This window comes from Methylobacterium sp. Leaf102 (assembly GCF_001422425.1).
Lineage (GTDB): Bacteria > Pseudomonadota > Alphaproteobacteria > Rhizobiales > Beijerinckiaceae > Methylobacterium.
Genome location: NZ_LMMX01000022.1, coordinates 1 through 14,649, shown reverse-complemented (window position 1 = coordinate 14,649; position 14,649 = coordinate 1). Strand labels below are relative to the sequence as shown.

Sequence of the window (14,649 nt, the reverse complement as noted above, 5' to 3'; positions counted from 1 at the left end):
TGCGCCTGTCACCCTCCCGGATCTGGCCTTCCGGCTACCCATGGCCGCCACCATGCAGTAGCCTTCCAATTGGCTCGGTCCAAAATACCGGTCAGGTCAGCCCCTACCACGACCTCGCGGGTCGCTTCGAAGAGCAGCCGCTGGGTTCGCTCCTCGCCTTCCGCGCGGCGGCAGCGGTTGAGGCGGGGGATGTAGGTGTCGAGGGCGCTTGCCGGTTGGCCGACCTGCAATGGAATCTTCCGACGGCGACCCAGCAGGGCTGCGCTCGTCTTTCCCAGGTTGCAGCATCGCCGGTGCATGACCTGTCGAACGATTTGCGTGCGATTGAACTCGAACTGGAGGTCGCGTCACGCATCGCCACTTGGGAGTATCGCGATTTGTTGCTGCCTGCGTCCGCTGCTCGTTTCGACCATCTGATCGGGTCGGACTGGGTGCCAAGGTAGGCTCGTACTCGCCCAGCACGGCATTCGCGGCATGGACATATGATGATGCTGGAGGCCAACAGTCAGGAAGCCGCCGATGCGATCATGACCTGGATCGAAGGCAAAGCCCGCTGACTGCTGCGGAGCCGCGTTCCCACGCCCGGCCGATGTCAGAGGCGGGTGGGCATCATGGGAGTTCCCATCAGGGTGTCATTCAGGTGGGTCTCGACGTGCGCCACTCGCGACGATCTTCATGTCGGCATCAGGCAGGGGACGTTGAAGCTTGAGGGCTTCCTCGGTCGGTGCCGCCAGCCATGTCGCCCACTCGGCGGGCGTCGTCAGCAGCGCCGGCATCGCCTTCGGGTGGATCGGCCCAACGATGCCGTTGGCCTCGGTCGTCAGAAAGGAAAACAGGCGGTGGTCGGCCTCGTTGCGGTCGGGATTCTCCGCCTTCGTACTTCGCACCCCAGTCCAGGGACGCCAAATGCCCGCAAACGCGAACAGGGGCCGCTCGTCGTCGAGTGCGAACCAAGTTGGTGTTTTCTTCGGTTTCGTGTCCGCATTTTCGCTGAATGAGGTGACGGGCACGAGACAGCGATACTCGGGCTTCAGCCAGGGACGCCAATGGGGGCTCTTCACGTTGCGGACGTTGGTGACGGGGTGCTCGCCGAACTGCTTCGGCCCGGGGATGCCCCACCGCATCATCGTGAGCGTTCGCTGCCCCTCCGACAGCCGAATCACCGGCGCCATCTGATCGGGAAAGATGCCCGGCATCGGCGGTAGGTTGCCGGCCTCATCGCGCATGGCCTCGAACACGCGTCGGATTGCATCCTGTCCCTGGCCGAGGCTGTAGAGATTGCACATCGCTCATGTCCTTGACGGCAGGCCGCCCGGCTTTGGCATGCCGACGGTGTCGAGCTTCGCCCTGCACCCGATGCCGTAGACGTTGGGTGCCCGACTGCCGACCTCTCGCTGCCATTGGCAGGTTTGCGTGAGGTGGAGGTAGACGTCCAGCACGCTGGCATGGTCGCCGAATCGCTGTCGCAGCCGCTTCAGGGCGTAGACGCCGCGGCGGTCGCAGGGCGAGCAGGTGATGGTGATGTGGCCCGCCCGCAGGTCGCACAGGCGTTCCATCTCAAGAGGCCGCGACTTGCGAAAGCTGGCCGCGTGCGAACCCGTGCGATACGGATTGAAGAGCTGCCGCAAACCGTTCCTCGCTGGCAAGCAGGTCACCGACGGCCCAACGCAATGCCAGATCGACGTCACCTCGTGCGGCCTCGATGTATGCGATGGTGGTGATCTTAGCCTCGCTCAGAGCGGCCATATCAGCCAGTTCGGTCGCCTGCATCGCCCATCGCCCCCTTGAGAACAAAACAGGAACATGAGCAAAATATCCTAACCGTCAAGGAGTGATTTGTGGCGCCGCCAAGAGGTCTCTGTGCCGCCCGCATGTCCCCGCGGAGACCTCGATGTGTCATCATGGCGGCCCGGTCTGCCGGACCCCTGTCGCCAACGATTGGTTGGGTCGGCATCGGTCAGAAACCACCTGCGGGACAGGGCGCCGAACGATGGGCGTGAGGACGATGCCTGGGGGGATCGCCCATCTCTTCGTTGAGGCCTGTGGTTGAACGGCAACCCATCCAACGGAGGTAACGATGCCCAGTCTTCCCGACTTGCCGCCCGAGGCCTTTGCCAAGCAGGACGGAACGCCGGACACGTTGTTCTACGCGCAACCCCGCTTCGTCACCCACATCGACGACGCGGCCATCGATGCCGTCACTGGCCTGTACCGCGCGCTGCTGCCGCACGGTGGCCGCATCCTCGACCTGATGTCGAGTTGGGTCAGTCACCTGCCTACGGAGGTCGCCTACGGGGCTGTGATTGGACAGGGCCTCAACGCTGATGAGCTTGCCGCGAATCCGCGCCTGACACAGCGCTTCGTCCAGGACCTCAATGTCGATCCCATCTTGCCCCTCGAAACAGCGAGCGTGGATGCCACGTTGATCTGCGTCGGGATGCAGTACCTGCAGAATCCCGTGGCCGTCCTGCGTGAGGTCGGGCGGGTACTGATGCCGGGCGCGCCCGTGGTCATCACGTTCTCGAATCGGTGTTTTCCGACCAAGGCGGTTGCCATCTGGCGAGCGGTCGGCGGTGAGGATCACGCCCGGCTCGTCGCCCTGTATCTACAGCATGCCGGGTTCACGACCGTAAAAGCCGAAACACTCTTGCCGGAGGGCGGCCCCAGCGATCCCCTTGGAGCGGTCATCGGCCGGACCTCGCCCCGGGCTGACCAAACCTGAGAACGTCGGGTGGTCGGGCAGTCATGCCTCGCTCGGCATTCCCCTCTCTGAAACACAACCCAGCCCACTGAGCACTCGCGCGACCTTGCCCTTTTCCGCCGGTTGCCTTCATATAGAACATAACGCGAACTGAGGCGTTTCTGGAAGCTGCCGGCAGGGGATTTGCAGATCATGGCCCGCTACCGCTTTCATGCCACCAATGGCTTCGCCTTCGTCCTCGATGCCGTCGGCAGGGACGTTCGCCGCCCCGAACGCCTGACGCGTCGGGCTTCGGAGGTCGCTGAAAGCGTGATGGGTCAACTCAACGATCAGGAGGACTGGTCGGAGTGGAGCGTCACCGTGCACGATCTGAGCGGTCGTCGGGTGTTGGTGCAGCCCTTCGTATCGCAGGCCGGTGGCGCCTCTCAGGCAGCTTGAGACTGGCGCGCGTTGGCCATGCCCGCCCCGAACACTGGCCGCACGCTCTTCTTCTTCGAGAAGCCTTCGGCGATGCGTCAGCTTCAGCGGTTCTTCCGCTCGCCCAACACCGTCTGCATTGCCGCTGAAGGGCACCTGCTGAGGGCCGACGAGCCGGGAAGTATCCGGCCTGAGTGGAAGCCATGGCGCTTCGACGCGCTGCCCATCGTGCTCGATACCATTCCAGTCAGTTGTGGCCAGAACCGCTCGGGGCAGTCGCACGCACCGAAACTCGCTTCGATCCGTCAGGCCCTACTGGGTGTCGAGCGCGTCATTATCGCCACCGATCCCGGCCGCGAGGGTTCGATGATCGCCTGGGAGGTGCTGGAGCACCTCGGCTGGCGCGGGCGTGTGGACCGACTGAAGCTCGGTGCCCTCGACGACGTCTCGATCCGGCGTGCCTTCGCATCCCTGGCGAAGGAGCCGGCGTCGGGTGATCAGGACTACGCCGCCTACCTCGAAGCCCTCTGTCGGCAGTACGAGGATTATCTCCTTGGTTTGAATGGCACCCGCGCGATCTCCCTGCGGCTGCGACCGCCCGCCTTTCGCGAACCCTGGCGCTTCGGTGGCGTACAGACCCCGACGCTCGCCATTCTGGCCAATCTCGAGGACCGCATCTGCGCCTTCGTCCCTCAGGACTTCTTCAAGATCGGGATGCACCTCGACACCGAGACCGGCGCGGCTTTGACCCTTTGGCATACCCCAAAGGAGCGCATCCTCGATCCGAACGTCGCCGAGGCGATCAGGCAGGCGGCGGCGACGTGGTCGGGGCCGATGATGGTCGAGCAAAAGGACGTGCGGCGTTCCCCGCCGCGACTCTTCTCGAAAGACACGCTGGCGCGGCGATGCGCCAAGCGATTCGGCTGGGATCCGCAGCGTACGGCCGCGCTGGCACAAGAGCTCTACGACCAAGGCTACCTCAGTTACCCGCGTACCGAGTCCGAGTACCTGCCCGAGGGCCAGATCGGCGACGTGGCTGCCATCGTGGCCGCCGTCGCGGGCGTACTCACTGACGTCTCGCACCTCTTCCCGGTCAGCTTCAAGCCGGTGATACGCCGGGGTGCCAAGGGGCATTACGTCAAGGATCCGGGCGAGCATCACGCCATCGTCCCACTTCGCAAGGTGCCGGCCCGCGAGCGCCTGTCGGCTGAGCAGTTCCGCCTCTATGAGCTCGTCGCTAAGGCTTACCTCGCCGCGCACCTGCCCGATGGCATCGATGCCCGTACCGGCATCTCAGCGGATGTCTCGACGCCCGATAGCTCGAAGCGCTTCTCGGTGAGTGGCAGCGTCGTGCGCGATCCGGGTTGGCGTGCCATCTACGGTGGCGACGCCGACGCCGAAGCGGATGTCGTCCCGGGCAAGGCACGGCGCGATCAGGAAGCCCCACTTGTCCGATTACCGTCCGTACGGGACAGCGAGGCTGCATCGGCAAGCGCGGCCGAGATCACAACGGCCGTGACCGAGCCGCCTCGGCGCATCACGCGCGGCGAACTACCGGTCGTCATGGGTCGTCTCATCGATCAGGTCGAGGATCCCGAAGCGAAACGGGCATTGGAGAACCCGGTCAACCCGAACGAGCCGAAAGGGCTCGGCACGGCCGCAACCCGCGACTCGATCCTGCCCAAGCTTTTGAAAAGCAACTACATCGCGCTCGGCACGGGCAAGGATCCGGCTATCGAGGTCACGGGTGTCGGGCTCGCCTTCATCGCGGCGGTGAGGCAGGTGTTTCCTTCATACGGCGATCCGGTCGGCCGGGCCCTGTTCGAAGCTGATCTGGCCGAGATCGGGCAGGCTTCCAACCGGGCCGAGGCCGAACGTCGTGCCGGCGCTTTCCAGGCGCGCACCCGCACCCGACTGAACGACCTAATCAGGGCGATCTCGAATGCCAGCGTGATCGAACTCGATCCGAGCCTGATCCCGCCGAAGCAGGGCGCTGACCGTCCCCCGACCCCCGCCATGGTGTCGTTCGCCGTCTCCCTGGCCAAGCGCATGGGCGTGCGGCTCCCGCGCGGCTGCACAACCAGCATGCGCGTCTGCCGGACCTTCCTCGATACTCAAGCCGGATCACGGGTGTCGCAGCAGGAGCAGGCCGGTGAGCCGAACGCGGTTCGGGCTCCCAGCGAAGCCATGCTGCGCTATGCCCGACGCTTGGCCGAGCAGCATGGCAAAGCCTGCCCGCCCGACATCGAGACACACTTCGACGCCTGCCGTCGTTTTCTTGATTCGGGTGCGTCGGCGGCTTTAACCCCAACTAAGAAACCAGAGCGGACGAAGCGGAAGGGCAAGCCTCCGACAGATAATTCAAGCCGACGCGGAACGAGGGGGGCGAAGCGGAACCCCGATACTCGTCGTCCGACTCCCTAGGGGGACTACCCGATAGATTGCGCCTTCACATGGTTGTCTGGCACTGGAATGTCTCCCGCGCCGATACTGGTTGGCTGGGTGGAAAGAGCCTGGGTTTACCCCGTTCTAGCCCTCGTGACCGAATACATCATCGGGCAATAGGCTTCCCAAAGCGCCCGGCATCCGCTTTCGACCCATGCCAGACACCCCGGCAACCGTTAGGGCTCCACGAAAGCAGCCATCCGTCGACCGTCCGGCAGCCTCAGCGTAGGGCACTGCCCCTTCAGCAGGTTGCCGCTCGGAGGTCGACATTCGGCTTTGCGCGCATGTCGGCCACTCCAGTGCCTATCAACAGAAACCGCATCCCGGGCCGAAAAAAGGCCGGGTTAGACGACCGCTGCTGGTCGAGAGCGTTCGTGTTGGTAAGCTCAGTCCACAACGACGCCATGACTGACGGCCGCCTCGGTATGGTTGGCACCGCTCCTCGTACCGTCCAACTTCCGCGACCGGAAGGCGTGTGCGACAAGCACGTAGAACAGAGGCGTGACGAAGACCGCGAGCACGGTCGCCGTAATCATGCCCCCGAGGACGCCGGTGCCGATGGCACGCTGGCTGTTCATGCTGGCGCCCGTGGCGATGGCGAGCGGCACCACGCCGAGGATGAAGGCGAATGAGGTCATCACGATGGGCCGGAAGCGTAGCTCGCATGCCTCCAGGGCCGCCTCGTGCAGGGATCGGCCCTGCTCGACGAGCTCCTTGGCCACCTCGATGATGAGGATGGCGTTCTTCGCCGTGAGGCCGATCACCGTGATCAACCCGACCTTGAAATAGACGTCGTTGGGCATGTCGCGCAGCAGCATGGCGTAGACCGCACCGACCACGCCGGTGGGCACCACCAGCAGGACGGCCAGCGGGATCGACCAGCTCTCGTAGAGGGCCGCGAGGCAGAGGAAGACGCAGAAGAGCGCCAGCGCGAGCAGGTACACGGCTTGGCTCCCCGAAAGCTTCTCCTGCAGCGACTGCCCGGTCCAGGCAAAGTCGAAACCTGGCGGCAGCTGGCCGGCGAGCCGTTCCATCTCGGCCATGGCGTCGCCGCTGGCGTAGCCCGGCGCGGCGCTGCCGGAGATCTTGATGCTCGGGTAGCCGTTGAAGCCGACGACCTGCGAGGGCCCCATCGTCCAATCGACACGAGCGAAGGATTGCAGCGGCACCATCTGGCCCTGCGCGTTGCGGACGTAGAGGTCGAGCAGGTCCTCGGCCCTCATCCGGCGCCCGGCCTCGGCCTGCACGATCACCCGCTGCATTCGCGCTTGGTTCGGGAAGTCGTTGACGTAGGCCGAGCCGAGGCTGGTCGAGAGCGCGTCGTTGATGTCGGCGAAGGCGACGCCGAGCGCATTCGCCTTCTGGCGGTCGAGGGTGAGCTCGATCTGCGGCGCCGTCGGCAAGCCCTCGACGTAGACCCCTTGCAGGACCGGGCTCCGGCCCGCGGCCTTCAGCAACTGGTCGCGCGCCGCGGCAAGGGCCGCATGGCCCTGCTGCGCCTTGTCCTGCAGGCGGAAGGCGAAGCCGCTCGAATTGCCGAGCGCCTCGATGGCCGGGGGTGACAGCGCCATGGCGATGGCGTCCGGCATGCCGCCGAGCGCAGCATTGGCTCGGGCGCTGATGGCCTCAGCGCCGTCCTTCGATCCGCGCTCCTTCCAGTCCTTCAGGGTCACGAAGGCGATGGACGCGTTCTGGCCCTGGCCGGAGAAGCCATAGCCCAGAAGCACGACCCGGCTGGCAAGCGCCGCCTCGCCGCCGAAATGGTCCTCGATGCGCTTGGCTACGTCGAGCGTGCGCTCGGTCGACGATTCCGGCGGGGTCTGCACGTCGACGATGACGTAGCCCTGGTCCTCGATGGGCAGAAAGCTCGACGGCATCCGGACGTAGCCCCAGCCGAGGGCGCCGACCAGCAGCGCGTAGACGAACAGAGCCCGCACGGGGCGGCGCAGCATCCCTGCGACCCCGGATCGGTAGGCCAGGGTGCCGGCCTGGAAGCGGCGATTGAACCAGCCGAAGAAGCCGCCCTTGGCGTGCCCGTGGCCGGCCTCGACGGGCTTGAGCAGGGTGGCGCACAGGGCCGGGGTCAGGGAGAGAGCCAGGAAAGCCGAGAATGCGATGGAGGTCGCCATGCTCACCGAGAACTGGCGGTAGATCACGCCGACCGAGCCGGGGAAGAAGGCCAGCGGCACGAACACCGCCACCAGCACCGAAGTGATCCCCACGATGGCACCGGTGATCTGGCCCATGGCCTTTCGGGTCGCCTCCTTCGGGGAGAGGCCCTCCTCGGCCATGATGCGCTCGACGTTCTCGACCACCACGATGGCGTCGTCGACGAGGATGCCGATGGCCAGCACCATGCCGAACATGGTCAGCACGTTGATGGAGAAGCCCGCCACCAGCAGCGCACCGGAGGTGCCGAGCAGGGCCACCGGGACCACGATGGTCGGGATCAGCGTGTAGCGGATGTTCTGCAGGAACAGGAACATGACCGCGAACACGAGGGCCATCGCCTCGGCCAGCGTCATCAGCACCTTCTTGATCGACACCTCGACGAAGGGAGTGGTGTCGTAGGGGACCGTGACGCTCACGTTCGCGGGCAGCGTCTTCGAGAGTTGGGCGATCCGGGCCTTCACGCCGGTCGCGGCGGCGAGCGCGTTGCCGCCCGGCGCGAGTTGGATGCCGATGCCGGCAGCGGGGCGCCCATCCAGGCGGGTCTGATTGACGTAGGACTGCCCCGCGAGCTCGATCTCGGCGACGTCGCGCAGGCGCACGAGCGAGCCGTCCGGGTTGGCGCGAAGCACGATTTCCCCGAACTCGGCCACCGTGGTGAGCTGGCCCTTCACCAGCACGCTCGCCGCGATGCGCTGGCCTTGCCTGGCGGGCTGCGCGCCGACGATGCCCGAGGCGACCTGGACGTTCTGGGCCCCGACGGCGGCTGTGACGTCGCCCGGCGTCAGCTTCAGCCCGACGAGCTTCGTCGGGTCGATCCAGATCCGCATCGCCTTCTCGGACGAGAACAGCGTGGCGCGCCCCACGCCGGGCACGCGCCGCAACTCGCCGAGGATGCGTCGGGCGGCGAGGTCGCCTAGGTCCGTCTCGCTCATCGAGCCATCACGCGAGCTGACGACGACGAACTGGAGGAAGGAGGTGCTCGCCTCCTCGACGATGACGCCCTGCTGGGTCACGGCCCGCGGAAGGCGCGCCTCGATGCGCTTGATCCGGTTCTGGACGGCCACCGTCGACTTCGACGGGTCCGAGCCCGGCGCGAAGGAGGCCATGATCTGGGCCTGGCCCGAGGTGTCGCTTGCGCTCTCGAAGTACATCAGCCCCGGGATGCCGTTGAGCTCCTCCTCGATGATGCGGGTGACGCCGTCGTAGAGGCGCTCGGGCGGGGCGCCCGGGTAGGTCGCCGTCACCTGGATCGTCACCGGGGCGACGTCGGGGTACTGCGAGATCGGCAGGAATGCGATGGAGATCGTCCCCACCAGGATGATGAAGATGGAAATCGCCCAGGCGAAGATCGGGCGCTCGATGAAGAAGCGTGTCATGACGGTCGGAGCCTGCGCGGAGGGATCAGGGTTGTCCGGATGCGGCGACCGTGCGGCCACCCTTCCAGGGCACGGGGTTCACGGCCATGCCGGGCTGGATCCTCTGGAATCCCTCGACGACGACGGTCTCTCCGGGCTTCAGGCCGTCCTCGACGATCCAGCCCGCGTCCGTCAGCGCACCGGCGCGCAGCGGGCGCAGCGCGAGGGTCCTGTCCGCGCCGACCACGAACGCCTGCGCGACGCCGGCGCTTGAGCGCTGGATCGCCTGTGCCGGCACGATGACCGCACCGGGGAGCTTCCCCTGCGCGACGCGGACGCGGACGTAGGTTCCCGGCAGCAGGGCGACCTCGGGGTTCGGGAAGGTGGCACGCAGGCTGACCTGCCCGGTGCCCGGATCGACGCCGACGTCCGTGAACAACAGGCGGCCGGCATCGGCGTGGAGCGATCCGTCCGGCATAACCAGCCGCACCTCCGTCTCCTCCTTGCCCGACGCGCGCTCGGCAAGCCGGCTCGGGTCGGAGGCGGCGTTGAAGTCCGCATAGATCGGGTTGACCTGCTGGATCAGGGCGAGCCTGGTCGCATCGCCCTGCCCGACGAGCGCGCCCTCGGTGACGAGGGCGCGTCCGATGCGGCCGGCGATGGGCGCACGCACGGTGGCGTAGTCGAGGTCGATCCGGGCGCGGGCGAGATGCGCCTTCGCGCTCGCCACGTCGGCCTCGGCCTGGCGCAGGGTCGCGATGGCGATGTCGTGCTGGGCGGTGCTGGCCGCCTGCTTCTCCAGCAGCGTCTCGGTTCGCTCCGACTGCCTGAGGGACTGGACGCGTGTCGCCTCGGCCCGCGCCAGGGCCGCCGTCCTGGCGTCGACCTCGGCACGATAGATGGCGGGATCGATGCGGAAGAGGACGTCGCCCTTTCCGACGAAGCTGCCTTCCTCGAATGCGCGCTCCTGGATGATGCCGGACACCTGTGCCCGGACCTCGGCGACCCGCGTCGATGCGAGGCGTCCAGGGAGGTCGAGGGTTCGGGGTACGGTGACCGCCTCGACCGTGGCCGTCGAGACCTCCGGGGGGGCTCCCTCGGAGGTCGACGCCGCTTCGTTCGCGGGCTTGCAGGCGCCCATCGCCCCGCACAGCAGCAGGATGACGGCCAGGCGTCGGTGTTCACGCCGTCTCATGGATCAGCGGGTCCTTCGGTTCGGGTGATGGCGGCAGTGGTTCGGGGGCGTCGTTGATCGGCCCGGGCAGATCATGGAAGGTGGCGGTCACGGGCGGCGGGGAAGCCGCCGATCACAGGGCGGCATCCTGAGGCCGCGCAGGTCGCCGGCCGGCCGCGGGACCGAACGGGACCGCGGGCCGCCAGGCTCGGAACGCGCGCCACGAATGCGCAGCTATCCGCGCTTCGTCATGCCCTCGGCCATGAGGTAGAGCAGGTCGACCGCGATGGTTCCGGCAGCGAGGGCCGTGATGCCTGAGGCGTCATGCGCAGGCAGCACCTCGACCACGTCCGCACCGACCACATTGATCCCGGCGAGGTGCCGCAGGACCTCCCGGGCGAAGAAGGTCGTCGGCCCGCCGCAGACCGGCGTGCCGGTCCCGGGAGCGTAGGCCGGGTCCAGCGCGTCGATGTCGAAGGTGACGTAGACAGGGCTCTCCCCGACGATGCCCCTGATGCGCTCGGCCAGTTCCGAGGGCTTGAGGTACAGCGCCTCGTTGGCATGGATGATGTTGTAGCCGAACTCGTTTTCCATCTCCGTGCGGATGAAGACCTGCGCGGAGCGGCGGGCGTCGACGGTCCCCTCGGCCGCGAGGTCGTGCGCGAACGAGCCGTGGAAGATCGCCTTTCCGCCATCGCTGCTCTCCGAATCCTGATGGCTATCGAAGTGCAGGAGCGAGATCGGGCCGTGCTTTTCCTTCGCGGCGCGGACGAGACCGTAGGGAATGGTGTGGTCACCGCCGAGGGTGAGGAGCTTCGCGCCCGACGAGAGGATCGAACCGGCGTGTTCGAAGGCATCCCGGATCATGAAGTTCGTCAGATCGGTCTGCATGCCGACGCCGACGTCCCCGTAATCGACGAGGCGCAACCGCTCCTTCAGGTCGTAGCTCCACGGATAATGGAAGTTGCCGGAATGAAGGGACATGTCGCGGATGGCGCGGGGCCCGAACCGGCTGCCGGGACGATTGCTGACGCCGATGTCGAACGGGATGCCCATCACGGCGATGTCGACATCCGTAAGGTCGCGCGTCTGCTCCAGGCGCCAGAAGGACGGCACCCCGGCATAGGCGAGGTAGCGTGAGAGATCGTTGGGCTTTTCGTCGGGCATGGGATCACCTTGCTTTCTGCGTGACGGGACGGTCCGGCTCACACCTTGGTTCGCGGGGTGCCGGCGGGGGGGCTCACCTTCGTCAATGACCCGAGGTGAGCTTCAGGCCGCCGATGCAGCCGACGACGCCCAGGACGAGGAGGAGGCGCACCAAGGTCGCCGGCTCCCCGAACCAGGCCATTCCGACGAGGACGGTGCCGATGGCGCCGATGCCGGTCCAGATCGCGTAGCCGGTCCCGAGCGGGATGGCCGACCGGGTCGCCATATCGAGGAGCAGCATGCTGAGCCCGATGCAGGCGATGAAGGCCAGCGTCCAAGGGATGTTCCGGAACCCGTCGGTGAAACGCAGGCAGGTCGTGAAGCCGACCTCGAACAGACCACCCAGGGCCAGGTAAAGCCAAGCCACATCGATCTCCCGTGATTTGAGCGGGTGCCCGTAGGCATCCCGGTTGCGGTCTTTCAAATACGAGCGTATTTCTATCTGCGCAAGAGGGATACCGCTATGGGACGCCGCAAGACCATCGACCGAGACAAGGTGCTGGAGGTCGCCGAGGAAGTCGTCGCCTCAAGAGGCGCGTCGGGGCTGACCATCGATGCCGTGGCCAAGGCGGCCGGGATCACGAAGGGCGGTGTCCAGTCGTGCTTCGGCACGAAGGAGGCTTTGATCGCCGCCATGCTCCGACGTTGGCTCCAGGACTACGAGGAACGCGTCGTGGGCATCGTGGGTACGCAGCCGACGCCCTTGAGGCGCGTGCAGGCTCACGTCGAGACGACCCGTGTGCATGACGAGGGCTCGCAGGCGCGGGCGGCGGCTTTGCTGGCCTTGCTGCTTCAGACGCCAGAGCACCTCGCCGACACGCGCCGCTGGTACGAAGAACAGGTCGCCGGCCTGGATAGAACTGTGGCGACCGACCGTAGGGCCAGGCTCGCCTTCCTCGCAACGGAAGGAGCCTTCTTCCTACGCTTCCTCGGTCTCATGCCAATCGACAGGACGGCGTGGGACGCCATGTTCCTCGATATCCAGGAGCTTCTCGAAACGTCATCGCCGGTGACGGACAAGACGTAGAACGCTTTCCGTATCGAGCGGCGGCGACAGCGGTGTCTGCTTCCGTCAAATCCCGCCCGGAAGCGGACCGGCGCAAATTTACCCGACTTGGTCGTAGTGCGGACGGACGACTCCCGACCCATCCTCGCCGTTCCAGCCATCTGCTTTCCCGCTCGTGAAGCGACATTCAGAACACCGCTGAGTATCGAGCAAACTTGCCTTTGAGCGTGCTTCGCCGGTGTATCTAGTCGGACCATATCGCGCCGGCAGCGAACGCGACCTGAAGGTTCTGGGATCGCGTGACTGTGAGTCCGACCCATCCTCGCCGTTCCAGCCATCTGCTTTCCCGCTCGTGAAGCGACATTCAGAACACCGCTGAGTATCGAGCAAACTTGCCTTTGAGCGTGCTTCGCMGGTGTATCTAGTCGGACCATATCGCGCCGGCAGCGAACGCGACCTGAAGGTTCTGGGATCGCGTGACTGTGAGAGGCATCCCAAGCAACGATTGCAGTCGGTGAACTTTGTGCAGGAGGGCGGCCACGTTCGGGGCATGCTTTTCATCCTCCTGTACCGATGAGTTTTCGATGACGCCTCAATTTTGGCTTTGGCTCGGCTTCGCCGGCATGGCGGCAGGTGCCGCCGCGATCCTGTTCATGGGYAAGCGACGGACACACGCCGAGGAGGCGGATACCATCATCCACGGGATCGTGCCGATCATCGCGGCCTGCTCCTACTTCGCCATGGCGACGGGGCAGGGAAGCTTTGTTCTGCCCGCCGGTCCCGACGCGGCGGACACCGCGCGCCAGTTCTATTTCGCCCGCTACATCGACTGGACCTTCACCACGCCTCTGCTGCTTTTGGGCCTCTCGCGCACCGCGATGCATTCGGGGATGCGCCGGCCGGCCATCGTCTGGGGCCTGATCGGCTCCGACCTGATYATGATCGTGACCGCGCTGGCCTTCGGCCTCTCGACGGTCGCCTGGATCAAGTGGACTTGGTTCGCGATCTCCTGCGGCGCGTTCMTCGCCGTATTCTACGGGATCTTCGTGCAGCTGCGCGAGGAGAACKCCGCTGAGCGGGCCGACGTGCAGTCTGCCTTCCGGCGCAACGCCGTGTTCCTCACGGTGGTCTGGTGCATCTACCCCGTGGTGCTTCTCGTCGGCCAGGATGGCCTCGGGATCCTGTCGCCGGCGGTGGCCCTGGCGGTCGTCGCGCTCTCGGATCTGACCGCCAAGGTCGTCTACGGGATCATGGCTACGCGGGAAACGACACGCGCGGTCGACCGTGATCTGGCCGAGGGGCGTGCCACTGCGACGCCGCTGCGCCGGGCGGCCTGACCCGGATGGCGGCTCGTGCGACCATTCCGGTCCTTCTGACCCCCGTTCGGGCGAGTCGCCGACGTCTGGGTTCGGCGGGAGCCGGGCCCCTGCTCCTGGCGGGGGCCCTCGTCGCGCTCGCCCTGGTCACCTCGGCCGCCTTGCCACGCCAAGCGTCCTGGCTAGTGGCCCTGGCAATCGTAATTGTCCTTGGCGTGCCACACGGCGCGCTCGATGGTGTCGTGGCGGCCCCCCTGCTGCGTCCGCGCTACGGCCGGGCTTGGTTCGGGATCTTCGCCGTCCCCTATCTCGGCCTCTCGGCCCTGGTCCTGCTCGCCTGGCAGGTCGCACCCTTGGTGACCATGGCGGGCTTCCTTGCCTTGTCCGTCCTGCATTTCGGTGAGGAGGATGCCGGCCCAGGCCGGCCGTTCGAGGCCCTGGTGCGCGGCGGGCTGCCGATCGCGCTGCCGGCACTGCTGCGGCCCGAGGAGACCGCTGCGCTGTTTGCAGCCGTCACGCGGGTACCGATGGCGCATCTCCCCGGCTGGTGGATCGCCGCCGCCTGGCTCTGGCTCGCGATCGCTGCCGCGTGGGTGCTGGTGCGCCGACACCGGGGCGCTGTACTGATTGAGATGGCCGTCCTGGCGCTCGCCTTCCGGCTGCTGCCGCCGCTGACGGCCTTCACCTTGTACTTCGTCGGCCTTCACGCCCCTCGGCACATGCGCGCCCTGGTGCAAGACCCAACCCGGGCGCCAGGCATTGACACGATGCGCAAGGCTGTCTGCGCCTCGCTGCCGGTATTCGGGCTGACGCTTGTTCTAGGCGCCGGCCTCTGGCCGCTCTACGCCGCCGATGCA

The 14,649-nt window shown here is 66.4% G+C and carries 14 protein-coding genes; 7 read left to right on the top strand and 7 right to left on the bottom strand.

Going from position 1 to position 14,649, the window contains the following annotated elements; translation table 11 throughout:
• Positions 1-443, top strand: a 443-nt coding sequence (locus ASF27_RS22850; RefSeq protein WP_210166271.1) for a hypothetical protein, incomplete at its 5' end; no start/stop codon positions are given.
• A gap of 189 nt (positions 444-632) precedes the next feature.
• Here the strand turns inward: ASF27_RS22850 and ASF27_RS11555 are convergent.
• Genes ASF27_RS11555 through ASF27_RS11545 form a run of 3 tightly spaced genes read right to left on the bottom strand, consistent with a single transcriptional unit; the run spans position 633 to position 1,770 of the window.
• Complete coding sequence (locus ASF27_RS11555) at positions 633-1,286, bottom strand: SOS response-associated peptidase (RefSeq protein ID WP_056360246.1); 654 nt, start codon at positions 1,284-1,286, stop codon at positions 633-635.
• A 3-nt stretch (positions 1,287-1,289) separates the two neighbouring features.
• Complete coding sequence (locus tag ASF27_RS11550) at positions 1,290-1,556, bottom strand: hypothetical protein (protein WP_056360243.1); 267 nt, start codon at positions 1,554-1,556, stop codon at positions 1,290-1,292.
• Position 1,557: 1 nt separating this feature from the next.
• Positions 1,558-1,770: a hypothetical protein gene (locus ASF27_RS11545; protein ID WP_056360241.1), complete on the bottom strand. Its 213-nt coding sequence runs from the start codon at positions 1,768-1,770 to the stop codon at positions 1,558-1,560.
• Positions 1,771-2,077: 307 nt separating this feature from the next.
• Between ASF27_RS11545 and ASF27_RS11540 the strand changes: the two genes are divergently transcribed.
• The 3 genes from ASF27_RS11540 to ASF27_RS11530 all read left to right on the top strand — a co-directional run bounded on the left by ASF27_RS11540 (position 2,078) and on the right by ASF27_RS11530 (position 5,542).
• Complete coding sequence (locus ASF27_RS11540) at positions 2,078-2,722, top strand: methyltransferase domain-containing protein (protein ID WP_056360238.1); 645 nt, start codon at positions 2,078-2,080, stop codon at positions 2,720-2,722.
• A 171-nt stretch (positions 2,723-2,893) separates the two neighbouring features.
• Entirely contained in the window at positions 2,894-3,139 is a 246-nt protein-coding gene (locus ASF27_RS11535) for a hypothetical protein (RefSeq protein WP_056360254.1), read from the top strand.
• A gap of 18 nt (positions 3,140-3,157) precedes the next feature.
• Entirely contained in the window at positions 3,158-5,542 is a 2,385-nt protein-coding gene (locus tag ASF27_RS11530; protein ID WP_056360237.1) for a DNA topoisomerase, read from the top strand.
• A 407-nt stretch (positions 5,543-5,949) separates the two neighbouring features.
• Here the strand turns inward: ASF27_RS11530 and ASF27_RS11525 are convergent, their stop codons facing one another.
• From ASF27_RS11525 to ASF27_RS11510, 4 genes are all read right to left on the bottom strand, one after another.
• Entirely contained in the window at positions 5,950-9,111 is a 3,162-nt protein-coding gene (locus ASF27_RS11525; protein WP_056360251.1) for an efflux RND transporter permease subunit, read from the bottom strand.
• A 25-nt stretch (positions 9,112-9,136) separates the two neighbouring features.
• On the bottom strand, positions 9,137-10,285 hold the full coding sequence (locus ASF27_RS11520; protein WP_056360234.1) for an efflux RND transporter periplasmic adaptor subunit: 1,149 nt from the start codon (positions 10,283-10,285) through the stop codon (positions 9,137-9,139).
• 213 nt (positions 10,286-10,498) lie between these two features.
• A complete protein-coding gene (gene speB, locus ASF27_RS11515; RefSeq protein WP_056267183.1) occupies positions 10,499-11,431 on the bottom strand; it encodes an agmatinase in 933 nt (310 codons plus the stop codon).
• 82 nt (positions 11,432-11,513) lie between these two features.
• On the bottom strand, positions 11,514-11,837 hold the full coding sequence (locus ASF27_RS11510) for a multidrug efflux SMR transporter (protein ID WP_056267191.1): 324 nt from the start codon (positions 11,835-11,837) through the stop codon (positions 11,514-11,516).
• A 24-nt stretch (positions 11,838-11,861) separates the two neighbouring features.
• On the opposite strand from ASF27_RS11510, the gene ASF27_RS11505 reads away from it, so the two are divergent.
• The 3 genes from ASF27_RS11505 to ASF27_RS11495 form a co-directional block, all read left to right on the top strand.
• On the top strand, positions 11,862-12,497 hold the full coding sequence (locus tag ASF27_RS11505) for a TetR/AcrR family transcriptional regulator (protein ID WP_244480993.1): 636 nt from the start codon (positions 11,862-11,864) through the stop codon (positions 12,495-12,497).
• A 563-nt stretch (positions 12,498-13,060) separates the two neighbouring features.
• On the top strand, positions 13,061-13,813 hold the full coding sequence (locus tag ASF27_RS11500; protein ID WP_056360228.1) for a bacteriorhodopsin: 753 nt from the start codon (positions 13,061-13,063) through the stop codon (positions 13,811-13,813).
• Positions 13,814-14,034: 221 nt separating this feature from the next.
• The coding region (locus ASF27_RS11495; RefSeq protein WP_244480992.1) for a Brp/Blh family beta-carotene 15,15'-dioxygenase at positions 14,035-14,649 on the top strand (615 nt) is incomplete at its 3' end.

Bases quoted from the DNA above. Each gene is read 5' to 3' on its own strand.
- ASF27_RS11555 (WP_056360246.1), bottom strand. From the start codon at position 1,286: ATGTGCAATCTCTACAGCCTCGGCCAGGGACAGGATGCAATCCGACGC.
- ASF27_RS11550 (WP_056360243.1), bottom strand. From the start codon at position 1,556: ATGGAACGCCTGTGCGACCTGCGGGCGGGCCACATCACCATCACCTGC.
- ASF27_RS11545 (WP_056360241.1), bottom strand. From the start codon at position 1,770: ATGCAGGCGACCGAACTGGCTGATATGGCCGCTCTGAGCGAGGCTAAG.
- ASF27_RS11540 (WP_056360238.1), top strand. From the start codon at position 2,078: ATGCCCAGTCTTCCCGACTTGCCGCCCGAGGCCTTTGCCAAGCAGGAC.
- ASF27_RS11535 (WP_056360254.1), top strand. From the start codon at position 2,894: ATGGCCCGCTACCGCTTTCATGCCACCAATGGCTTCGCCTTCGTCCTC.
- ASF27_RS11530 (WP_056360237.1), top strand. From the start codon at position 3,158: ATGCCCGCCCCGAACACTGGCCGCACGCTCTTCTTCTTCGAGAAGCCT.
- ASF27_RS11525 (WP_056360251.1), bottom strand. From the start codon at position 9,111: ATGACACGCTTCTTCATCGAGCGCCCGATCTTCGCCTGGGCGATTTCC.
- ASF27_RS11520 (WP_056360234.1), bottom strand. From the start codon at position 10,285: ATGAGACGGCGTGAACACCGACGCCTGGCCGTCATCCTGCTGCTGTGC.
- speB (WP_056267183.1), bottom strand. From the start codon at position 11,431: ATGCCCGACGAAAAGCCCAACGATCTCTCACGCTACCTCGCCTATGCC.